A 23,228-nucleotide genomic window follows, 5' to 3' on the forward strand; every position below is an offset into this window, starting at 1 on the left:
CATATTGGCCAAATTTTATGGTTTACTGACTTGGTTAATAAATTTGCTTGCTGAGCTCTGTGAAAAAGACGAATCTGCCCCCGGCAGATTCGTCTCATTCCCCTACTTACCCTTGCATTTCCTTCATGCGCGCTTCAACAGCGGCACGTTTTTCTAGATAGTCTTTTTCCTTGGCGCGCTCTTCATCAACAACTTTTTGTGGAGCTTTGCTGACGAAGCGCTCATTGCCAAGTTTCTTTTGAACACGTTCAACTTCACTGTTCCATTTATCCCATTCTTTTTGCAAGCGGGCAATTTCCTCTTCGATATTAATTAACCCTTCAAGCGGCAAGAATAGTTCGGCACCTGTGACAACAGCCGTCATCGCTTTGTCAGGGGCTACAGCAGTCGTTGATAATACAAGTTCCTCCGGATTACAGAAACGCTCGATGTAAGCACGGTTGCTTTCTAATGTGTTCAATACAGTGTCATCTTTCGCTTTGATGATTAACTTAATCTTCTTGCTAAGCGGTGTATTCACTTCCGCGCGGATATTACGTACGGAACGAATAATATCTACAAGCAGCTTCATTTCCTCTGCTGCTTGTTGGTCAGATAGCTCTTCATTCACTTCTGGCCATTTAGCTGTGACGATCGTTTCCCCCTCATGCGGTAGATTCTGCCATATTTCCTCGGTAATAAACGGCATGAATGGGTGTAATAAACGCATCGTGTTATCTAACACATAAGCAAGGATAGAACGGGTCGTTTTCTTGGCTGCTTCATCTTCACCGTAAAGCGGCAGCTTCGCCATTTCAATATACCAATCACAGAAATCATCCCAAATGAAGTTGTAGAGCACGCGGCCGACTTCACCAAACTCGTATCGGTCAGCAAGTTTGGTGACGTTTGTGATCGTATCATTCAAACGCGTTAAAATCCATTTATCAGCAACTGATTTTTCACCACTTAAGTCGATTTCCTCATATTTCAAGCCATCCATGTTCATTAGGGCAAAACGGGAAGCATTCCAAATTTTATTGGCGAAGTTCCAAATAGATTCTACTTTTTCTACAGAGAAACGCAAATCCTGTCCTGGAGAGCTGCCAGTTGATAAGAAGTAGCGCAGAGAGTCAGCCCCATACTGATCAATCACTTCCATCGGATCCACGCCATTACCTAACGATTTACTCATTTTCCGCCCTTCTGAATCGCGGACAAGCCCATGAATCAATACATCGTTAAACGGACGTTCACCGGTAAACTCAAGCCCTTGGAAGATCATCCGAGAGACCCAGAAGAAAATAATATCGTAACCGGTAACAAGTGCAGCTGTTGGATAGTAGCGTTTAAAGTCTGACGCCTCTTTATCCGGCCAGCCCATCGTAGAAAACGGCCATAATGCCGAGCTAAACCATGTGTCGAGTACATCTTTGTCCTGTTCCCAGTTCTCCGCATCTGCTGGAGCTTCCTGGCCAACGTATACTTCGCCTGTTTCTTTATGGTACCAGGCTGGAATACGATGTCCCCACCAAAGCTGACGGGAAATACACCAATCACGGATATTTTCCATCCAGTGAAGATATGTTTTCTCAAAACGGTCCGGCACGAAATGTACTTTGTCTTCTTTGGACTGCAATTCGATTGCTTTATCAGCAAGCGGCTGCATCTTTACGAACCATTGAGTCGATAAGTATGGCTCTACAACCGCACCGCTGCGCTCTGAGTGACCGACAGAATGCATATGGTCTTCAATCTTGAAGAGGACGCCTTCTTCCTGTAAGTCTTTCACGATCTGTTTGCGGCAGTCAAAGCGGTCCATGCCGTTGTATTTGCCCGCACGCTCATTCATCGTACCATCCTCATTCATCACAAGAATGCGCTCTAAATCGTGGCGATTGCCAATTTCAAAGTCATTTGGATCATGAGCCGGTGTAATCTTCACCGCTCCAGAACCGAATTCCATGTCAACGTAGTCATCACCGACGATTGGAATTTCTCGGCCAACGATTGGCAGAACAACCTTTTTACCAATGAGGTGTTTATAACGCTCATCTTCCGGATGAACCGCTACAGCTGTATCACCAAGCATTGTTTCCGGGCGAGTTGTCGCAATTTCAATATGGCCGCTTCCATCTGCAAGCGGGTATTTCATGTGATAAAATGCCCCCTGGACATCTTTGTAAATAACTTCAATGTCCGATAAAGCTGTTTTTGTTGCTGGATCCCAGTTGATAATATATTCACCGCGATAAATTAAACCTTTTTCATATAACGAAACGAATACTTCACGGACTGCTTTTGATAAACCTTCATCCAATGTAAAGCGCTCACGGCTATAGTCCAGACCAAGGCCAAGCTTTGCCCATTGCTGGCGGATAAAATTTGCATACTCTTCTTTCCACTTCCATGCTTCTTCTAAAAACTTTTCACGGCCAAGATCATAGCGTGTTTTTCCCTCTTCACGAAGCTTTTGCTCCACTTTCGCCTGTGTGGCAATTCCAGCATGGTCCATCCCTGGAAGCCAAAGCACATCGTAGCCCTGCATCCGCTTCATGCGTGTTAAGATATCTTGCAGTGTCGTATCCCATGCATGGCCGAGGTGCAGTTTCCCTGTCACATTCGGCGGCGGGATTACGATAGTATAAGGGGGTTTGGTTTGATCGTCTTTCGCTTCAAAATACTGCCCTTTTACCCACCAGTCATACCGTCCCTGTTCAATTGCTTTTGGATCATATTTTGTTGGCATGGACAATTCATTGTTTTCCATCAAGATTTCCTCCTCATTACACAATAAATGTACAAACATTCTGGTCAGTTATCCGCCATATGTGATTGCCTGTTTTTAAACAACAAAAAAACTCCTATCGTCAAAAGGACGAAGGAGTTGTTCGCGGTACCACCTTTTTTCACAGACAGCTGCCTACTGGCAGACCTATCTGGCTCTCAATCCATTAACGGCTGGCAACCGGCTTCCACTACTAAACAGTTCACAGAAGCAGCTCACGGGGGACATTCCAAAGGGTTCTTGCGGAAAACTTTTCAGCCATGAGTTTTCCTCTCTGCAAGCAAGCACTATCTTTGTACTCTTCCCGGTCTTCGCTTTTCATTATCATTCATATATTATCTGAAAACAGGCAGGGGCGTCAATCTTTCCTCTATTATTTTTTTAGAAAGCCTTTTGATTGCAAGAATTCAAGCATATATGCCCGCCGTGGCTCGGATAAAAAAGCTGCCATGCCGCTCGTCCAGCCTGCGTCTTTCTTATTTGTTGTACGGCTTGCATAATATTTATGCATTTGCTCGTCATACTCAGGAAGTAGGCGACTATACTTTTCCTCATCATATACATCTTCATGCAAAATTGCCTTCATTGGCAAGCGTGGCTTTACTTCGTTTGATTCTGCTGGCACACCTACCGTCAATCCAAATAATGGAATCACATAGTCAGGCAATTGAAGCAAGTCGCTGATTGCCTGCGGATTATTACGAACTCCACCAATATAACAGATGCCATATCCTTTGGATTCGGCGGCTACTACAAAATTTTGGGCAAATAGAGCCGTATCGATAACAGCTACAAGCAGATTTTCTGCCGTGCTACCTTCGAATTTTTTCCCATGAAGGGTGACGGCTTTTTCCAGACGTTTTAAATCCGCACAGAAAACAAGCGGCAAGGCCGCAGATTCAAATTGCTGTTTATTTTTAGACAGCTCTCCAAGCTTCAGGCGCTTCTCCTCATTCTTCACGCGCACAACGGAATAAGCCTGCACAAAATGAGAGCTTGCGGCATGTTGGGCAGCTTCCAACAACTCGTGAAATACTTCATCTGAAATGGGTTCGTCTGTGTATTTTCGAACAGATGCATGAGACTTCAATAAATCTATCATCTTATCCTTCCTTCCTTGTTTGCTTCGTCATATAAAAAGCGTATGTATAGACCCGTTCTTCTTTTAACGTAAATCACCTTTTAAACGCTGTCAACGTTCCTGCTCTCCTCCTCTAAAATCACCTCTCTTTGTTTCCATACATATAGTAAAAGAAGAACCTTTCATAGCACGCTACTCGTGCCTATGAATTCACAGGCAGGTGTAATAATTGAGAAGAAGATACAATCCTTACTCGTTACCTCCATGGCTTCGAACAGTCCGAGCGGTCTGCTGCCAGCTAGCCGTTCCATTTTGCATATTTCAGGGGATTCGAACGATCTTTTTTCCAACGACATTTGATGTGATACTGCTATCTATCCTCGTGTTACTTGCTGTAGCTCTTTACCTTGAATGGATTTAAAAAGACGTCTTGTATGAGCAGACGTCTTTTTAAATATGTATAGACTTAAGGGGTTCTATTCTTTCTTTAGCTATTCAGCCAACTAAAAAATAATATAAATTTTCTCTTTACAAACCAATCTTTCAGGAGTATATTAGCTAAATAAATTTTATATGTAAACTCAATTATACCTTATATCGCTTAATCCCTAAGGAGTGGGGGACCCATTTTTGTGCATCGTCACTTGGGGTGAATCCTTCATTAAGAAGGTAGGGCTACTCTCATGGCCCGAACCCGACAGCTAACCTCATAAGCGTTTGGAGAGGAGGTTTGCTTTGTGTTGTCTTAAAAGAGCACTAAGTAACACCTTAGTGTTCTTTTTTGTGTTTTCTTTAGAATTAAAAGCGCTCTGTGAGCTTTTACTAGGATTGGTAACGATCAAAGGGGGAATTATAATTTTATCAACTTTTTACAGAAGAGCTTTCTTACAGTAAAAATAAACGTATGCTTTCTCACTATATGATTGATTTACTTTTCTGGAGGTCATCATGACACGTTATTCACTAATGAAAAAAGCCCTGATTGGCAAGCCGCTTAAAACAAGTGCACTAGGAGAACAGAGACTCAGTAAGTTAAAGGCGCTGGCTATTTTATCCTCAGACGCCCTTTCGTCTGTAGCTTATGGACCTGAACAAATTTTAATTGTGCTGTCTACAATCGGTCTAGTTGCTTTTTGGTATTCTGTTCCTATTGGCATTGGAGTACTGGTTCTCTTAACGGCCTTAATTCTTTCGTATCGCCAAATTATTTATGCCTATCCGCACGGTGGTGGGGCCTACATTGTCTCGAGAAACAACTTGGGAGAAAATGCCGGACTCATTGCAGGAGGCTCCCTATTAGTAGATTATATTTTAACCGTAGCGGTGAGTGTATCAGCCGGAACCGACGCTCTCACCTCTGCTTTTCCGCAATTGCACGAACATAATGTAGCGATTGCTGCTTTACTAGTTGTATTAATTACGATTTTGAATTTACGAGGGGTAACAGAATCTGCTTCTGTTCTTGCTTATCCAGTATATTTATTTGTAGCCGCCTTACTTCTTCTTTCAGCCGTAGGTTTATGGAAAATTGCAACCGGACAAATACCGAGTGATCTGCACTCTCCGATCGGAACAGCCGTTCCTGGCATCAGTCTGTTTTTATTGCTCAGAGCTTTCTCATCCGGCTGTTCAGCTCTTACTGGAGTAGAGGCTGTTTCTAATGCGGTTCCTAACTTTAAGGAACCCGCTGCTAAAAATGCAGCAAACACCTTAATAATGATGGGGATTATCTTGGCGATTCTTTTTTCTGGCATTATGTTTTTAGCTTATTGGCTAGGAATCACTCCTAAAGCAGAAGAAACAGTGGTATCACAAATTTCGTCTGAAGTATTCGGTAGAAATTTCATTTATTACTTTGTTCAAGGAACTACAGCTCTTATTTTAGTTCTTGCGGCTAATACTGGTTTTTCTGCTTTTCCATTGCTAGCCGTTAACTTAGCAACGGACAAGTATATTCCACGGATGTTTCTCATGCGTGGAGACCGGCTTGGTTACTCAAATGGAATCGTCACGCTCGGCATCATGTCTATTCTACTTATCGTGGCTTTTAGGGGGGAAACTGAACAGCTTATTCCATTGTATGCCGTTGGTGTATTTATTCCCTTCACCCTTTCCCAATCAGGCATGATTGTAAAGTGGGTAAAAGAGAAGCCTGTTGGCTGGGCGTATAAATTAACAGTTAATTTAATCGGCGCGCTCATTAGCTTAACTGTTGTGGTGATTTTCTTTACCACTAAGTTTTCTCAAGTGTGGCCTGTGCTAGTTTTCTTACCGATTATTATCTTTATGTTTCATCGAATTAAAAGTCATTATATGGCAACAGGTGAACAACTGAGAATTAAATCCGGAGAAGAAGCACTTCAATTTAAAGGAAATGTCGTCATTGTCCCGGTTGCCGGCATTACAAAGGTAGTTGAAAATTCCTTAAATTATGCCGAACTAATCGGTGATACTGTCATTGCTGTCTACGTCGCTTTTGACCGTGAAAGCGAACGACAAATGGAGGAGAGATGGAGAAAGTGGAAGCCTAATGTCCGTCTTGTTACTCTGCATTCTCAATATAGAAGCTTAATGAGGCCTCTCGCCCGGTTTATTGACATAGCCGTGGAAAAAGCGAATGAAAGGAACCATACCTTAACCGTACTTATTCCACAATTCATTACGAAGAAGAGATGGCAGGACATATTACACAATCAGTCGAGCTTACGTTTAAGAATCTACCTTCTTTATCAAAAGAATGTCATTGTCACTACCGTCCCTTATCGATTTAAAAAATAATCTTTACTCAAATTACGAAACACCTCTTCGAGAGGATGACAGGGCTTTGTGCATATTCCAGAGAAGAAGAGCTAAAATTAACCATTGCAAGATTGATAAGAATTGACTATAATTCTAGTGTCAATTAAATATTCCCATTTACCGATGGGATAGAGGCTGCAGCTTATATGAGTAAAGCGGAAGAGAGACAATGACATCTATGACTCCGTTTGAAAGGATAAACTGCCGAAGTGTGGACAGGTCATTGTCTGTTCATGCTGGGGATGTTTTCGAACAGGAACATCACTGTCGCGTTATTTAACGTGGAGGGCTATCTTCGGAAGGATTAAACGGACTTGTTAACAGCCGTCGATCTTCTTCGACGGCTGTTTTTTATTTGCCCTTGAAATGATTCAATCTTTATCACGAAAAGGAGTGCACAATATTGAGGAATACAGTTACGTCAGCATCATCGACATCATCATCAAAGCCCAATCAGTTGAAGAGGACTCTAAAAGCACGCCATCTAACGATGATTTCTCTCGGAGGATCCATCGGAACAGGGATATTTTTAGCAAGCGGCGGAGCTATTCATAATGCCGGTCCTGGAGGGGCACTGCTCGCTTATGCAGCAATCGGAGTAATGGTCTATTTCTTAATGACGAGCCTTGCAGAAATGGCGGCCTATATGCCGGTAGCTGGTTCCTTTAAGGTATATGCATCAAAATTTGTTGATCCGGCCCTTGGATTTGCCATCGGCTGGAATTATTGGTACAACTGGGCGATTACCATTGCTGCAGAACTTGCCGCTGCAGTGCTCATTATGAAATTTTGGTTCCCTGACAGTCCTTCCATTCTCTGGAGCGGTCTCGCACTTTTAATTATGTTTGGCTTGAATTTTATGTCTGCCAAAGGATTTGGAGAATCAGAGTTTTGGTTTGCACTTATTAAAGTAGTCACTATTATTTTATTTATTGTTACCGGGTTGTTTATGATTTTTGGTATTATGGGCGGCGAAGCCATTGGCCTCACAAACTTTACAATTAAAGACGCTCCTTTCAATGGCGGGTTTTTAGCTGTTTTAGGTGTTTTCATGGCAGCTGGCTTCTCTTTCCAAGGCACGGAGCTGCTCGGAGTAGCCGCCGGTGAAAGTGAAGAACCAGAAAAAAATATTCCTAAAGCTATTAATTCTGTATTTTGGCGCATTTTGCTTTTTTATATTTTAGCTATTCTTGTGATCGGATTGATTCTCCCATACACAGACGAACGTCTGCTAAGTGACTCTGTTTCTGTAAGTCCCTTCACGCTAGTGTTTGAACGGGCAGGTTTTGCTTTTGCTGCTTCTGTTATGAATGCTATCATACTCACTTCTGTATTGTCCGCGGGCAATTCAGGCATGTATGCTTCCACCCGTATGCTCTGGGACTTGGCACGTGATGGACAGGCCCCAAAATTTTTGGCTCGCCTTGACAAAAGAGGGGTACCGGTCAATGCGCTCATTATTACCACATTGGTCGGTTCTCTCGCATTTCTAACTACTTTCTTTGGCGACGGCGCTGTCTATGTTTGGCTGTTAAACGCTTCCGGAATGGCTGGTTTCGTCACATGGCTCGGGATCGCCATTAGTCACTATCGCTTCCGTCGGGCTTTTATCGCTCAAGGAGGGGACGTAACCACTCTTCCTTATCGTGCAAGATGGTTTCCAATTGGGCCATTATTGGCACTTATTCTATGTACTTTCGTCATTTTGGGCCAAAATTTCCAAGCGTTTATGGGAGGCCAAATTGACTGGAATGGAGTCCTTGTTTCCTATATTGGTCTTCCTCTATTCTTGATCTTTTGGATTGCTTACAAAATCAAACACAAAACGAAAGTCATTCCTTTGGAAGAATGTGATTTCAACAGGGACTAATAGGTTATTGCTAAAGCAGAAGTAAAATTTTATCAAAGACATTATACGAGGATTACGATTACACCTTGTCAGAGCTGGAGGAATTTCATTCCTCCAGCCATTTTTTATTCTTCCTCTTCTTTTAAGTCTGTGACGAAATACTCGATATTTTTTAACTGCCAATAATTTTGCTGCAGCTGATCCGTATAGCGATACTCGTTTTGTTTTCTTTGTGCCGAGAAATAGGCAGCTGCTGTCTCATAAAGCGCTCCCGGGTAAGCAATATAGCTTTGGAATAAAAGTTTCTCCCCTTTTTTCAGCGGAAAAAAATTTGTATAGTAACTGAATAACTCTCTCGCTAAAGCTGATCTTTCTGGGTACCCCTTCAATGTACGGGAGAAATAGGGAATTAAATCATGAATCGGCGTGGCTCTGCGAGATTGCTCCAAGTTAATAAAGTAGCCTCCCCCCCTCGATCAATAAGAAAATGACCTGGGTCCAGTTTGCCATGAACCTGGACCATTCTCTCTTTCTCCTCTTCCTCTGTTGCCTCTTTCCATTCTTTCAACTTTTCCTTTGCATAGAAAAAAGCTTGGCGAACATCTGTATAATAAAGACAAAACAACAATTGAAACGGAGACATATATGTTTCCCTTTCTGAAAGCTCTAAAAATTGCTCTAAGTGCTCTTCCTGTCTTTCCCACAAAGCCTTGACCTGTTCATATTGATAGATCCGCGCCTCCTTCGCTACAGCTACATCCGTGGAAGAAACGAAATGCAGCCTGGCAACCTCCCGAATCATCTTTTTTTCTCTCTCGGCTATTTCTTGCTCACCACTTTCGATCCACGGCATTAAATAATAAATATGAGCTCCCTCTAAAATGCCGTATCTGCCATCCAAAGCCGGATAAACAGGAACAAATCGGTGATAACCCGTCTGGTAAAGCTTTTGCATATTGAATAAAAAATCCATCCCTTGTACTGAAGGAATTCTTTTTAAAGCAAAATTCCCTTTATCTGTTGATATTTTTTGCACGTGGCCTAATGTTTCTATGTGCAAAGGGGTTAATCCGTAGCTTCTCCAAATAGCTGAATAGGGCTGTTCCACTTTCTTCACCCGCTTTATAAAAAATAAGGCTGTCCCACCTTTAATCGGGAACAGCCGGATCATTAACGAGAATTCGGTATATAGAGTACCTGGCCTTCTTCAATGCTTTGGCTGGTCTCCAATTTGTTTTCTCGGACTAAGTCAGCTACCGGTAACTCATACCGCTCAGCAATCTTTTGGAGTGTATCATCTCTCTGCACAAGACAAACCTTCCAGGTTACAGCTTCCTCTGACTCTTTCCTTGAGAAGAAATCTGCTAGCGACATCGTTTCCGTTTTTTTCAAGCTAAATGACTTTTTCTTTTTCTGTGTGTTCTCCTCCTCCATTTCCTTTGAGGACGACTCTGCCATATGGGCTGGCTCTTGAGCCGGAGACTCTGTTAGCTCTGAAACATTAGGAACTTCATGATGAGATGACGGACTCGCGGAAGCAGACTCCATTATGGACAATGATTCAAGCACATTAGGAGATTCTTCGATTGCTGCAACTGCGGAATGATTGCTTTCCATCTCTAAAACAATATTTGGAGATTCTTTCTGCTGTTTTTCTTCTCTTTGCTCACTCATTGGCGGAACTGAAACTTCCTCCTTCTCTTCCTCAAGCACATCAGGTTGCCTTTTGACTTCAACCGAAAAATCTGTCTCCCTTCCTGTTTCCTCTGAGCCGCCTGCATCATTCACATCCAACTTTAAAATTGAAAACTCTGGTTCGTCATTTTTTACATTTTCTTCTTGTTCTATTTGTAACTCTTCGTCTGCTGGTGTCATTTCAACTAATTCATTCACCTGCTCTCTTTCTTTCTCTTCTTCCTCTTCCATGATCCCTGATATTGATAGATCGACTGTTAATTTCAAGTTTGCTTTTTCAGGGAATTCATAGTCAAACGAATCAATGTAAATCTCCACATCTTCCATTTTAGCAATGCGTGATTTAGGAATCGTTATATCAATCGGAAAGTGATGAAAGAACTCACACTCATTCTCTCCGCGCTCCAGCACTTGTTGCACATATTTATAAGTAGGTGTATCCAGTGGTTCGGTTTGCTGCTCTGATGGAGCGTATTCTCCAGAAAGTTCCAAGAAACCGTGCATTCTAATAAATTCATCTGTTTCTTCAGTTTGAATTTGCGGATCAAGAGAAATAGAATATAATTCTCCTACTTCCTGACCACTCGTAAAACGGACAGTTTCTTCTAATGAAAACCGCAAATATGACAGGTCTTGAGACGCCACTTCATTTCCTCCTTTCTATTCATCGGCCTTATGCCATCCATTTGTTTATACAACGGCAAGATATTCCTATTGATCTTCTTTCACAATTTATTTGTATGACGCTTCTCCAAGAAATATGAAAGATTGCCTCATTCTATTTAGAATACGAAAAAAAACCGCCAGCATATAGCCAGGCGGTTTTTTCTATTATTATTTCTTTAGGCGGCTGAACGCTTTTTCAGCTGCAGCAATCGTATGCTCAATATCTTCTTCAGTATGGGCGCTGGATAAAAATAACCCTTCAAACTGAGATGGCGGCAAAAACACACCTTCATTTGCCATCTCCCGGTAATATTCAGCAAACAGTGCAAGATCAGATGTTTTTGCCTTTTCATAATTGGTTACATGTTCGTTAGTAAAGAAGAGGCCAATCATCGAACCAGCGCGGTTAAATGTAATCGGAATGTTATGCTTTTGTGCAGCCTCGGTCAATCCTTCTTCCAGGCGATCTGCTCTGCGTCCGAACTCCTCGTATATCTCTGGTGTTAACTGCCGGAGTGTTTCCAATCCGGCAGCCATCGCCATTGGATTTCCAGAAAGAGTGCCTGCCTGATAAATTGGTCCGCTTGGAGCAATTTGATTCATAATATCTGCCCGGCCACCATAGGCACCAACCGGCAGCCCACCGCCGATTACTTTGCCAAGACACGTAAGGTCAGGCGTGATACCAAAGAATCCTTGCGCACAGTTATAACCGACACGGAAACCAGTCATAACCTCATCAAAAATAAGGAGAGCACCGTTATCTTGCGTTACTTCACGAAGTCCTTCCAAGAAACCAGGCTGTGGCGGTACAACGCCCATATTGCCTGCAACAGGTTCAACAATGACACAAGCAATGTCCTCACCAAATTGTTCAAAAGCATATTTAACACCGTCAAGATCATTGTAAGGTACGGTAATTGTGTTCTTCGCCACGCTCTCAGGAACGCCTGGACTATCTGGCAATCCTAAAGTAGCCACACCAGAACCAGCTTTAATTAAGAGGGAATCTCCATGACCATGATAACAGCCTTCGAATTTTACTATTTTACTGCGGCCTGTAAAACCGCGGGCAAGACGAAGCGCACTCATGGTGGCCTCCGTCCCAGAAGAGACCATACGAACCACTTCAATAGACGGAACACGCTCGATCACAAGCTTCGCTAGTTCATTTTCAATGAGAGTCGAAGCACCAAAGCTCGTCCCAGTTTCAGCCGTCTTTTTCAAAGCTTCTACAACTTGATCATTCGCATGGCCCAAAATAAGTGGCCCCCACGATAAAACATAGTCAATGTACTCATTGCCATCAATATCGTAAACCTTAGAGCCCTTCCCCCGTTCCATAAAAATTGGATCCATATTTACGGACTTAAAGGCGCGAACTGGGCTGTTCACCCCTCCTGGCATTAATTTAACCGCCTCTTGGAAGGCTTGCTTTGATTTTTCGTAAGAACGCATACAAGAACCCCCTTATTGTTCATCCAGCCAGCGGGCTGCATCTTTAGCAAAATACGTAATAATTAGATCGGCACCTGCTCTTTTCATGCTGATCATTTTTTCCATAACGATTGCCTTTTCATCGATCCAGCCGTTCAATGCCGCAGCCTTCACCATGGAGTATTCACCGCTCACATTATAAGCGACAATTGGCAATTTAAATTCATTTCTCATGTCACGCACGATGTCCAAATAAGAAAGAGCGGGTTTGACGATTAAGAAATCAGCCCCTTCTTCTACATCTGACTCTGCCTCACGAAAAGCTTCCAGGCGATTAGCCGGGTCCATTTGATAGGTTTTTCGATCACCAAACTGCGGAGTAGACTCGGCTGCGTCACGGAAAGGCCCATAAAAGCCTGATGAGTATTTAACGGCATAAGACATGATCGGTACATCAGTGAAGCCTGCTTCATCCAATCCACGGCGAATAGCAGCGACAAACCCATCCATCATATTAGATGGAGCAATGATGTCGGCACCTGCTTCAGCCTGGCTGACTGCTGTTTTAGCAAGCAAACTTAATGATGGATCGTTTAACACTTTGCTGCCCTCGATCACTCCGCAATGGCCATGGTCTGTATACTCACATAAACACGTATCAGCGATAACCACCATATCCGGATAGTGCCCCTTAATAAAGCGTGTTGCCTGCTGAACAATGCCGTGATCATGATAGGCACCCGTTCCTTCTGCATCTTTTTCAGCTGGTACGCCGAATAAAATGACAGATTTTAACCCGAGCGCTATAATTTCGTCCATTTCTGCTTTCAAGCGATCCATTGACAAATGATACACACCAGGCATGGAAGGGACTCCTTTTTTTATGTTTTCGCCTTCTACAATAAAGAGAGGATAAATAAAGTCCTCTTTATGAAGATAAGTTTCACGTACCAATGCACGCATATTAGCTGATTGGCGCAAGCGGCGATGACGTTTAAATTGTAATTCCATTACTCTTCTTCCTTTCTGAAATAGCGGGCAATTGCCTCTGCCAACGATTCGCTCGTATATACCTCTGGGCAAATCTGCGTATGAAGACCGAAGCGGTCCGCTTCTTTTTTAGTTACTGGGCCGATGCAGGCAACAACTGAATGTTCCAGTGTGTGCATGCCCACTTCCTTTATTGCTTTCATAAAATGACGGACAGCAGAAGGACTTGTGAATGTGAGGATGTCCGCTTTATTCGTTACAAGTAAATCAATTAATTGCTGTTTTGCTTCTTCGGGGAAATATGTTTCATAAACGATCCATTCGTCAGCCGTCATCCCTTTTTCCCTGAGGGCGTCAGCAATAGCTGTTCTGGCAAGATTCCCCTTCGGAATTAACACCTTTTTCGCTTCAAAGCGCCCTCCGGTAATTTCTTCTGCAAACTGATCAGCGGAAAATTTCTCGGGAATATACTCAGCATGAAATCCGTAGTTTTGGAGCACAGCAGCTGTTTTCGTTCCAATAGCAGCAAAACGGCCACGTATAACTGTGCGGTCTATGTTTCTATTCTTTAGCTGCTGAAAGAAAAAATCGACACCATTTTTACTCGTTAAGATAATCCAATCATATGTAGACAATTGCTGCAACCATTCTTCCTCACGATCATCTGAGAAAGGCTGGAAAGCGATCAGGGGAACGAAGTGAACGATTCCCCCGGCTGTTTCTATTTTATCAATAAATGAAGCTGCTTGTCCTCTTGGACGGGTCACTAATATATGCTTGCCTACAAGCGGCCGACCGGGTGTCATTCGGCATCAAGCTCTGCTTTCACCGCTTCAATCAATTCTTTAGCGCCACGTTCCGAAAGCAAAGCTGCTGCTTCTACACCCACAGCTTGCGGATCGCTGCCTCTTACTGTTTCCTTATAAATCGTTTTTCCATCTGGTGAGGCGACAAGAGCAGTTAGCACGGTTTCATTGCCGTCAGCTACAGCAAACCCGGCGATGGGCACCTGACAGCCGCCTTCCATCTTGTGAAGGAAAGCCCGCTCAGCAGTCACCGTTTTCGTCGTTTCCTCGTTGGCAAAAGCAGCGAGCAGCTCAAGTAATTCTTTATCATCTTCCCGGCATTCAATAGCAAGGGCTCCCTGGCCTACTGCCGGCAGGCAAAGTTCTGGCTCCAAAAATTCTGTTACAACGTCAGAGGCCCATCCCATGCGTGACAAGCCTGCCGCGGCCAAAATAATCGCATCGTATTCCTCAGTTTCAAGCTTTGCTAAACGCGTATCGATATTGCCTCGAATCCATTTAATTTCCAAATCCGGGCGAGCAGCTAACAGTTGGGCGCTGCGGCGCAGACTACTCGTACCGATAGCGGCCCCTGCTGGCATATCCTTAAGCTTTACATGATTTTTTGAAATGAAAGCATCACGGTGATCTTCCCGCACTGGAATACAGCCAATGGTCAATCCCTCGGGAAGCTCAGCTGGCATGTCTTTCATGCTATGCACGGCCATATCAATTTCCTTATCATACATGGCCTGCTCAATTTCCTTGACGAACAAGCCTTTCCCGCCCACCTTAGAGAGCGTAACATCCAGGATGCGATCGCCCTTTGTAACGATTTCTTTTACTTCAAAGTCGTATTCCGGCTTTAACTTTTTCAACTGGCTAATCACCCAGTTTGTTTGTGTTAAAGCTAGCTTGCTTCGGCGGGAGCCGACAATAATTTTTCTCATAATATCCCCCTGCTTTGCTTTTAAGTGTACCAAAAGTGAAACGACGAAAATCGGCTCACTAGGAAAAGTTAATTAAAATAATTAAAAAGGCAGCAGTGTTCAACAGTGCCAATGATTTGCCATAAAGGCCCTTGCGAACTTTCAGGTAAAGGTAAATGCCGTAAATAATCAACAGAATAAAAGAAGTAATAATTTTCACGTCATACCAGCTTACATCCGGCAGTTTAATAAACTTCCAGATCAACCCAAGAATTAAGCTTAGCAACAGCATTGGCACTCCGACTGCATTTGATACGTATGAAAATTTCGTTAGCTTATCTAAATCACCTAGACGCCATAAACGCTGACTCCATTTTTTCATTTTTAATAGCCTGTACTGCAGCAAATAAAGTGCAGAAAAAATAAAAGAAAGCGAGAATGCAGCGTACGACAAAATGGCCATTGTAATATGAATAAGCAGCAATTCAGAAACGAGCTGTTCCGCCATCGCCTGAGATTCCATTTGCACAGGGGCAAATGTGTGTATCGCCATAATGGCAAAGCCAATCATATTAGTAAAGAAAACGGTAAAATCCATACGCAGCAGCCGGTTAATAACCAATGAAAGCGTAATTAAGATCCACGCATAAAAATAAAGCCCTTCAAAAAGGGTAAGAACCGGAAAACGGCCGGTTTTGAACATATATAAAAACAAAAAAATTGTTTGAAGAACCCAAACAATCGATAAAGTCCAGAAGGCGACTTTATTCGCCTTCCGGTTCTGATTTAAAAAGTCGATAAAATACAGCATAACACTCAGCGCATATAAAATTACCATCAATTCGTGGAGCCTGGCCATTCCTTGTTCAAACATCAAGTAACCCCGCTTACACTTGGAATAATGGCTTTGTCTGAATCTGCTGGGTAGACTGTTCCGCTGTTTTTACCTGCTTCTCTGCTTTCACTTCTTCTTCAATGTTAAAGATTTGTGTAAACAGAGCCAGCTTTTCAGCCGAACGTTTATCCCCAGCGAGTTCCTTCGCCTGTAAAATTGGATCCTTTAACAGCTGATTAATAATACTTTTTGTATGCTTGTTTAATACTTTTCGTTCACGATCTGTTAGGTTAGGCATTTTTCGTTCGATGCTGACCATTGTTTCTGCCTGGATGGCAAGCGCTTTTTGACGAAGAGCGGAAATAACCGGAACGACTCCCAGCATATTAATCCAATCGTTAAAAGCGACGATTTCTGCTTCGATCATCAATTCAATCTTTTCAGCCGCTTTCTGACGCTCTGCCATGTTTGCTTGTACAATGCCTTCCAGATCATCGATATCATAAAGAAAAACACTTTCCAGATCAGAAATGGCCGGATCAAGATCACGCGGAACAGCGATATCAACCATAAACAATGGTTTTCCTTTACGCATTTTTTCCACGACGGCCATTCTTTCTTTCGTAATAACATAGCCGCTTGAGCCCGTAGAACTGATTAAAATATCGGCTTCCACGAGAGCACATTGAAGCTCTGCCAAAGTTTTGGCATTGCCGTCAAATTTCTCAGCAAGCGCAACTGCTTTTTCAAACGTCCGGTTCACAACTGTCACTTTTGTAGCTCCGCTGCCATGCAGATTTTGAATGGCAAGCTCACCCATTTTGCCAGCACCAACAACAAGCACGTGCTTGCCGGAAAGACTGCCGAAAATCTTCTTAGCGAGCTCTACAGCCGCATAGCTGACAGATACCGCATTCGCGCCAATTTCCGTTTCCGCATGCGCTTTCTTGGCCAGTGTGATGGCTTGTTTGAATAAATGATTAAAGACCGTGCCCGTTGCCTCAATCTCCTGGCTTCTTAAAAAGCTCGAACGAACTTGTCCCAAAATTTGCGTCTCGCCAAGGACCATGGAATTCAATCCACTTGTTACTTTCAACAAGTGCTCGACTGCCGCTTCCTGCTCATGAATAAATAGAAAAGGAGTGAATTCTTCCTTTTCCATGTTAAACCATTCAGATAAGAAATGTTTAATATAATAACGCCCTGTATGGAGCTGATCGACGACCGCATAAATTTCTGTCCGGTTGCAAGTGGAAAGAATGACATTTTCCAAAATGCTTTTTTGCTTACGGAGCTCTGACATGGCTTTTTCTAAGTCCGTGTCCTGAAAAGATAATCGTTCACGTATCTCCACTGGGGCTGTTTTGTAGTTTAGTCCCACCACAATAATATGCACGTTCTCAGCACCCCCATAAAAATCTGTTATATTCATTATAACACGGAACAAATTTTCCTTATTCACAAATTGTGAACATATGCTAACATTAAAACCAATAAACCTTTTTAAACCCAATAGCAAGCGTAACAAAATAAGAACTAAGATTCAAGTTAGGAATATGGAAAGCGGGGAAACTATTTATGAAGCAGCAGCGAATTTTTCCGGGAACCATTTTAATCGGATTCGGTTTATATTTCTTTTTGCAGCAGGCTGCTATCGTCTGGTTTCAGCCCTTTTTAAGCTGGCCAACACTTTTGATTGTTATCGGACTTGCGTTCTTAGCGGACGCTTACAGCGGCAAAGAAGGGAATAATATTTTGCCCGGTGTTATTCTGACAGGCTTTGGTGTTCACTTTCATGTGGTGAATCATTTTGGCTTTTGGTCTAATGACACTGGCGTCTTTATCTTAATCATTGCACTCGGATTCTTGCTTCAGTATCAGAAAACGAGAAACGGTCTGTTTCAAGGATTGCTATTTCTTATTCTTGCCGTTATCACCCTCTTTTATGATAAAGTAATCGAGTGGCTTGGCTTGCTTGAGAATCGAGCGCTCTCCCTCTGGCAATTTTGGCCTGTTATTCTAATTGTCATTGGCGGTTATTTACTATTTGTGAAAAAGAAATAAATTGAGCGAATAGAGAAGGAAAACAGACCACCCAAATACATACTTTAAAGCCCTTTTGAAACTGCAGCAGCCCGCCACACTTTTATTAGGTCTATTTAACGGGCTACCCTTCCTTCTATTCCCTTGTTCGGTATCACTTTATCCTTCTTAAGTCCTTTTATAAAAGATTTAAAGAAAACACAGCTGCTGCCTTTAGATGGAATTTCTTTCATAGGAATTCCTCTTTTTTTGCTTGGCTCTGTTGATCTTTCCTGGAGTCTCCACCTTCCGCTACAATCAACTATTGAAAAAACAATATTCCTCTTTAACAGAGACTTTCATTTAAGAAACTGGTCTTCTCTCACCTGTTTGGCAGGATGTCTATTCTTTTCAAAGATATAGCGCCAAGATTCACGTTTCTCGGCAACAAGCTGGCAGTCCGTCGCTTTTTCTCCGAACAAAAAGCTGCCCACTATTCAGCGGACAGCTTTGCTTTCTTCATTCTTTTATGAATAACACTCCACGCTTCGTCTTTTCCCTGTCCAGTTTCGGAAGAGAAAATAACGATATCGTCTGTCGGTTCAAATTCGAGCGCTTCTTTCACTACCTTTAAATGCTTTTGCCACTTGCCTTTTGGTATTTTATCGGCTTTAGTGGCCACGACCACAACAGGGATTTCATAATGCTTTAAAAAATTATACATCATGACATCGTCTTCTGTCGGAGAGTGCCTCAAGTCAACAATCAGCACACATGCCCGCAACTGTTCCCTTGTCGTTAAATACGTTTCAATCATTTTGCCCCATGATTCCCGTTCTTTTTTGGAAACTTTCGCAAATCCATATCCCGGTACATCAACAAAATAAAGGGACTCCTCAATTTTATAAAAATTGAGCGTCTGTGTTTTCCCCGGCTTAGATGAGATCCGAGCCATGCTTTTACGCTGAATCATTTTATTAATAAAAGAGGACTTTCCTACATTAGAGCGTCCAGCCAGCGCAAATTCCGGAAGAGAACCTTCCGGATATTGTGCTGGTTTTACTGCACTGATAACAAGTTCTACTTGATTAACCTTCATAATTTTCTCCTGTCAGCGCAACTTTTAATACATCATCCATGTGAGAGGCAAGAATGTATGTTAAATCGTTGCGCACACTTTCTGGCACATCTTCAATATCTTTCTCATTATCCTGTGGCAGGATAATTGTTTTGAGCCCGGCTCTATGGGCACCAAGCGATTTTTCTTTCACACCGCCAATGGGCAGCACACGGCCACGAAGAGTGATTTCACCGGTCATTCCAACTTCCCGACGAATTGGACGGGCTGTTAATGCTGAGACAAGCGCCGTAGCCATTGTAATGCCGGCAGATGGGCCATCCTTTGGCACAGCGCCTTCCGGGACGTGAATATGAATGTCATATTTCTCGTGGAAGTCAGCTTCAATATTCAGTTCTTCGGCCTTGGAACGAACATAACTGAATGCAGCCTGTGCGGATTCTTTCATTACGTCCCCGAGCTTCCCAGTTAAGATTAGCTTGCCTTTTCCTGGGGACAAGGACACTTCTATTTGCAGTGTATCTCCGCCGGAAGCTGTATAAGCCAGTCCGTTGGCTACACCAACCTGGTTAACCGTTTCAGCCTGTCCATAGCGGAAGATGCGCTTTCCTAAAAATTCTTCCAAGTTCTTACTCGTTACGACTACACGCTTTTTTTCCTCCGAGACGATCATTTTGGCTGTTTTTCGGCAAATTGCTGCAAGCTGACGCTCAAGGCTACGAACGCCCGCTTCACGTGTATAATAACGGACCACATCTTGAATCGCATCATCCCTTACCTGAAGCTGAGATTTTGTGAGCCCATGCTCCTCCACTTGCTTCGGAAGCAAATGAGATTTTGCAATATGAATTTTCTCCAGCTCCGTATAGCCCGCAATTGTAATGATTTCCATCCGGTCGCGAAGAGGGCCTGGGATCGTTGCCAGGTCATTAGCTGTCGCAATGAACATCACTTTCGATAAGTCGTATGTTTCTTCAATGTAATGATCACTAAAGTTAAAGTTTTGCTCAGGGTCCAGCACTTCGAGCATGGCTGCGGACGGATCGCCTCTAAAGTCACTTGACATTTTATCAATTTCATCAAGTAAAAAGACTGGGTTAATTGTCTCTGCTTTTTTCATACCTTGAATAATCCGGCCAGGCATGGCTCCGACATATGTGCGGCGGTGGCCGCGGATTTCTGATTCGTCACGCACGCCGCCAAGAGAAATCCGGACAAAGTTTCTGCCAAGTGATTCGGCAATGGAGCGTGCCAATGATGTTTTACCGACCCCTGGCGGTCCTGCTAAACATAGAATAGGCCCTTTAAGAGACTGGGTAAGCTGCTGAACAGCCAAATATTCAAGCACACGCTCTTTCACTTTTTCCAATCCATAATGATCGCGATTTAAAATGGCTTCTGCTTTTTCAATATCCAGGTCATCTTTCGTCGCTTTCGTCCACGGCAGTGTAACGAGCCATTCAAGATAGTTGCGGATAACGGCACTTTCTGCCGCGCTTGAAGGAATTTTCTCATAACGATTCAATTCCTTTAAGGCGGTCTTTTTCACATGCTCAGGCATGTCCGCTTCTTCGATTCGTTTCAACAGCTCCTCGACTTCACCGGTTTTGCCTTCTTTATCGCCCAGCTCCTGCTGAATTGCCTTCATTTGCTCACGCAGAAAATATTCTTTTTGTGTGCGCTCCATAGATGTTTTCACACGCTGACCGATTTTCTTCTCTAAATTCAACACTTGCTTTTCGTTATTTAATAAATCAATGATTCGGTTAAGACGGTTCTTTACATCAAACGTCTCAAGAATCTCTTGTTTATCTTTCATTTTAATCGGCAAGTGAGAAGCGATGATATCGGCCAACCGGCCCGGTTCGTCAATATCGGCTACCGTAGAATAGGTTTCTGCAGAAATTTTCTTCGACAGCTTGATATACTGTTCAAAGTACTCCAGCAGTGTGCGCATCAGCGCTTCAGTTTCTATATCTTTTGCTGCATCGTCCTCGTGCACTTCAACTGTTGCCAAATAAAAAGTTTCTTTATCATCAAGCTGCTTAATAACCGCGCGGTTTAAGCCCTCAACGAGTACACGGATGGTTCCATTTGGTAGCTTCAACATTTGTTTTACTTTCGTTAATGTTCCTGTTTCAAACAAATCCTCTCGTAAAGGATCGTCTATATTGGAATCTTTTTGAGTGGATAAAAAAATCAAATGATTGTCTAGCATTGCCTGCTCCAACGCCTCGATCGAGCGATCACGGCCAACATCCAGGTGCAGAACCATTGTAGGGTACACTAATAATCCCCGGAGTGGCAGGAGGGGCACAGTGTGAACAGTTTGATTACTCATAAACATAACCTCCATCACTTCAAACATCAGGCGAAATAGCTGCCTGTTCTCTCTTTTACGCTTTCTGCCGCAAAATAGGTGTTTTGTACAATCTTATCTTATTTAAATAGGAGTGTCCATTATTGAACGGGATATCACGTTCCCGTCTTTTTACCTATTCCTCACTTTGGCAGAAAACAAACAACAGGGCTGCCTTAAAAGTAAAAAAATGATCACTTTATAAGGCAGCCTTTCTTCTGCTATGCTATATTGATTTCTTTTCCTTCGATAAAATATTCCCCGGCTGAACGAGTCCTTTCTGTTCTGCCTGCTTATCAAAGAAATGATCAAATGCTTCTTTAAGCTGGGAAACTGGAATGAGCTCCACCCCTTCCACTTTCTGTAAAAGAAGTGTGTCATTTTCTTTTGGAAAAAGCACCTTTTTTGCCCCCGCTTCTTTAGCGGCTATCACTTTTTGTAAAACGCCCCCGACCGGTTTTATCTGCCCGTGGAGGCCGATTTCTCCCGTAATCGCTGCTGTTCGATCCGCCGGATGATTGTATATTGCTGAATAAATGGATAGTGCTATCGCCGCTCCGGCAGACGGGCCATCTACAGGCATGCCTCCGGGAAAGTTAACAAAAATATCAAACTGCTCCACCGGCACACCCAGCGATTTTAGAACGGTCACCGCATTGTCTACTGACCCTTTGGCCATGCTCTTTCGTTTGATTGATTTTGCTGGCTGGTTGAATGTTTCTTCTTCAACAATCCCAGTCACTGTTACTGTCCCTTTGTCTGCCGCAGGAAGAACAGCGGCCTCAATACTGAGAAGAGCTCCACTGTTTGGCCCGGTTACAGCTAGTCCATTAATCAGACCAATTCTTGACTCTTCAGGAATCCGCGATTCCCATTTTGGTGCTAGTCGGCTTGAGCGGATCACCCATTCCACTTCCTCATTGTATATTTCTTTTCGATTCTCCATCATCGCTAGGCCGGAAGCCATCTGTACAAGGTTTACAGCTTCCCGGCCGTTACGGGTATGCCCAGCGATCAGAGCTAGTCCTTTTTCAGAGAGATTCATCCCCGCCTTTTCGGCAGCTTTACGAGCGATATCTGTTAAATGTTTATTATCTAATTCATTGAAATACACTTCTTGACAGCGAGAACGAATGGCAGCTGGGATTTCCTCGGGCTGTTTAGTCGTTGCACCAATCAATCGAAAATCCGCTGGCAGTCCCTTCTTAAAAATATCATGGATGTGTCTTGGAATATTATCATTTTCCTCACTATAGTACACGCTCTCAAGAAGTACTTTTCGATCCTCTAACACTTTTAATAGCTTGTTCATCTGAATAGGGTGCAATTCCCCAATTTCATCAATAAACAAAATACCGCCGTGTGCATTGCTTACTGCCCCTTTTTTAGGCTGAGGAATACCTGCCTGCCCCAGAGCACCAGCCCCTTGATATATCGGGTCGTGTACAGAGCCGATAAGCGGATCGGCAATGCCTCTCTCATCAAACCGGGCTGTAGTGGCATCCAGTTCCACAAACACTGCAGACGGAGCAAACGGAGAGCGCTTATTCTTTTTTGCTTCCTCAAGCACGAGACGGGCCGCTGCTGTTTTCCCCACTCCCGGCGGCCCATAAATGATGACATGCTGTGGATGGGCGCCGCAAAGAGCTGCTCGCAATGCTTTAATGCCTTCTTCCTGACCAATGATATCTGAAAAATTTTGCGGACGGATTTTTTCAGCAAGCGGCTTTGTCAAAGAAATTGCCCGCATTTTTCCCATAGCTTCCATTTCCTTTTTCGATTCCTTGTCAATCGTTATTCTGCTCGTATGCTGTTTTTTGAGCATCGTGAGAAAATAAAGACTGATAATCAGCCCAAACACAAGCTGACCCGCGATTGCAATTGCTGTCCAATTCATATCGTATCCTCCCATACCAGCAAAGTGAACCCTGCATAG

Annotated in this window: 17 protein-coding genes, 1 pseudogene, 2 riboswitches and 1 other annotated feature; of the genes and pseudogenes, 4 read left to right on the plus strand and 14 right to left on the minus strand. The window is 43.2% G+C overall.

What is annotated here, in order from left to right:
* Nucleotides 1–106 precede the first annotated feature (106 nt).
* Both CJ483_RS06995 and nfsA read right to left on the minus strand, forming a co-directional pair.
* Nucleotides 107–2,749: a valine--tRNA ligase gene (locus CJ483_RS06995; RefSeq protein ID WP_120033469.1), complete on the minus strand. Its 2,643-nt coding sequence runs from the start codon at nucleotides 2,747–2,749 to the stop codon at nucleotides 107–109.
* 101 nt (nucleotides 2,750–2,850) lie between these two features.
* Nucleotides 2,851–3,088, minus strand: a binding site (T-box leader).
* Nucleotides 3,089–3,140: 52 nt separating this feature from the next.
* Nucleotides 3,141–3,869, minus strand: a complete 729-nt coding sequence (gene nfsA, locus CJ483_RS07000) for an oxygen-insensitive NADPH nitroreductase (protein WP_120033472.1) — start codon at nucleotides 3,867–3,869, stop codon at nucleotides 3,141–3,143.
* A 208-nt stretch (nucleotides 3,870–4,077) separates the two neighbouring features.
* Between nfsA and CJ483_RS24995 the strand changes: the two genes are divergently transcribed.
* The 3 genes from CJ483_RS24995 (at nucleotide 4,078) to CJ483_RS07015 (ending at nucleotide 8,517) form a co-directional block, all read left to right on the plus strand.
* On the plus strand, nucleotides 4,078–4,269 hold the full coding sequence (locus CJ483_RS24995; protein ID WP_065409421.1) for a hypothetical protein: 192 nt from the start codon (nucleotides 4,078–4,080) through the stop codon (nucleotides 4,267–4,269).
* A gap of 167 nt (nucleotides 4,270–4,436) precedes the next feature.
* A riboswitch (cyclic di-AMP (ydaO/yuaA leader) is annotated at nucleotides 4,437–4,578 on the plus strand.
* A gap of 218 nt (nucleotides 4,579–4,796) precedes the next feature.
* Nucleotides 4,797–6,626 carry an APC family permease gene (locus CJ483_RS07010; RefSeq protein WP_120033473.1) on the plus strand — a complete coding sequence of 610 codons (1,830 nt, stop codon included), beginning with the start codon at nucleotides 4,797–4,799 and terminating at the stop codon, nucleotides 6,624–6,626.
* A gap of 142 nt (nucleotides 6,627–6,768) precedes the next feature.
* Nucleotides 6,769–6,947, plus strand: a riboswitch (Lysine riboswitch).
* Between the two features lie 103 nt (nucleotides 6,948–7,050).
* On the plus strand, nucleotides 7,051–8,517 hold the full coding sequence (locus CJ483_RS07015; RefSeq protein ID WP_259455584.1) for an amino acid permease: 1,467 nt from the start codon (nucleotides 7,051–7,053) through the stop codon (nucleotides 8,515–8,517).
* Between the two features lie 104 nt (nucleotides 8,518–8,621).
* Here the strand turns inward: CJ483_RS07015 and CJ483_RS07020 are convergent, their stop codons facing one another.
* The 9 genes and pseudogenes from CJ483_RS07020 to hemA all read right to left on the minus strand — a co-directional run bounded on the left by CJ483_RS07020 (nucleotide 8,622) and on the right by hemA (nucleotide 17,229).
* Nucleotides 8,622–8,945 carry a hypothetical protein gene (locus CJ483_RS07020; RefSeq protein ID WP_120033475.1) on the minus strand — a complete coding sequence of 108 codons (324 nt, stop codon included), beginning with the start codon at nucleotides 8,943–8,945 and terminating at the stop codon, nucleotides 8,622–8,624.
* Nucleotides 8,906–9,604: a protein kinase family protein gene (locus tag CJ483_RS07025; RefSeq protein WP_142927215.1), complete on the minus strand. Its 699-nt coding sequence runs from the start codon at nucleotides 9,602–9,604 to the stop codon at nucleotides 8,906–8,908. Before CJ483_RS07025 ends, CJ483_RS07020 begins: the two co-directional genes overlap by 40 nt.
* A 62-nt stretch (nucleotides 9,605–9,666) precedes the next feature.
* Nucleotides 9,667–10,836, minus strand: coding sequence for a stage VI sporulation protein D (spoVID, locus tag CJ483_RS07030; protein ID WP_120033477.1), 1,170 nt, complete (start codon nucleotides 10,834–10,836; stop codon nucleotides 9,667–9,669).
* Nucleotides 10,837–11,025: 189 nt separating this feature from the next.
* Nucleotides 11,026–12,315, minus strand: coding sequence for a glutamate-1-semialdehyde 2,1-aminomutase (gene hemL, locus CJ483_RS07035; RefSeq protein WP_120033478.1), 1,290 nt, complete (start codon nucleotides 12,313–12,315; stop codon nucleotides 11,026–11,028).
* Between the two features lie 12 nt (nucleotides 12,316–12,327).
* Nucleotides 12,328–13,305: a porphobilinogen synthase gene (hemB, locus tag CJ483_RS07040; RefSeq protein WP_120033479.1), complete on the minus strand. Its 978-nt coding sequence runs from the start codon at nucleotides 13,303–13,305 to the stop codon at nucleotides 12,328–12,330.
* Complete coding sequence (locus tag CJ483_RS07045; RefSeq protein WP_120033480.1) at nucleotides 13,305–14,090, minus strand: uroporphyrinogen-III synthase; 786 nt, start codon at nucleotides 14,088–14,090, stop codon at nucleotides 13,305–13,307. The genes hemB and CJ483_RS07045 overlap by 1 nt, the downstream gene beginning before the upstream one ends.
* Complete coding sequence (gene hemC / locus CJ483_RS07050; protein ID WP_120033481.1) at nucleotides 14,087–15,019, minus strand: hydroxymethylbilane synthase; 933 nt, start codon at nucleotides 15,017–15,019, stop codon at nucleotides 14,087–14,089. The genes CJ483_RS07045 and hemC overlap by 4 nt, the downstream gene beginning before the upstream one ends.
* Nucleotides 15,020–15,039: 20 nt before the next feature.
* A pseudogene (locus CJ483_RS07055) lies at nucleotides 15,040–15,872 on the minus strand (cytochrome C assembly family protein).
* Between the two features lie 13 nt (nucleotides 15,873–15,885).
* Nucleotides 15,886–17,229 carry a glutamyl-tRNA reductase gene (hemA, locus tag CJ483_RS07060; protein WP_120037843.1) on the minus strand — a complete coding sequence of 448 codons (1,344 nt, stop codon included), beginning with the start codon at nucleotides 17,227–17,229 and terminating at the stop codon, nucleotides 15,886–15,888.
* 182 nt (nucleotides 17,230–17,411) lie between these two features.
* Here hemA and CJ483_RS07065 point away from each other — a divergent pair, with 182 nt between their 5' ends.
* Nucleotides 17,412–17,897 carry a LiaI-LiaF-like domain-containing protein gene (locus CJ483_RS07065; RefSeq protein WP_120033483.1) on the plus strand — a complete coding sequence of 162 codons (486 nt, stop codon included), beginning with the start codon at nucleotides 17,412–17,414 and terminating at the stop codon, nucleotides 17,895–17,897.
* A gap of 451 nt (nucleotides 17,898–18,348) precedes the next feature.
* Here CJ483_RS07065 and yihA read toward each other — a convergent pair whose 3' ends face one another.
* From yihA to lonB, 3 genes are all read right to left on the minus strand, one after another.
* A complete protein-coding gene (gene yihA, locus CJ483_RS07070; RefSeq protein ID WP_120033485.1) occupies nucleotides 18,349–18,954 on the minus strand; it encodes a ribosome biogenesis GTP-binding protein YihA/YsxC in 606 nt (201 codons plus the stop codon).
* Nucleotides 18,944–21,274 carry an endopeptidase La gene (lon, locus tag CJ483_RS07075; RefSeq protein ID WP_120033487.1) on the minus strand — a complete coding sequence of 777 codons (2,331 nt, stop codon included), beginning with the start codon at nucleotides 21,272–21,274 and terminating at the stop codon, nucleotides 18,944–18,946. Before lon ends, yihA begins: the two co-directional genes overlap by 11 nt.
* A 244-nt stretch (nucleotides 21,275–21,518) precedes the next feature.
* On the minus strand, nucleotides 21,519–23,189 hold the full coding sequence (gene lonB, locus CJ483_RS07080) for an ATP-dependent protease LonB (RefSeq protein WP_120033489.1): 1,671 nt from the start codon (nucleotides 23,187–23,189) through the stop codon (nucleotides 21,519–21,521).
* Between the last annotated feature and the right edge of the window lie 39 nt (nucleotides 23,190–23,228).

Source organism: Bacillus sp. PK3_68, from assembly GCF_003600835.1.
GTDB lineage: Bacteria > Bacillota > Bacilli > Bacillales > Domibacillaceae > Pseudobacillus.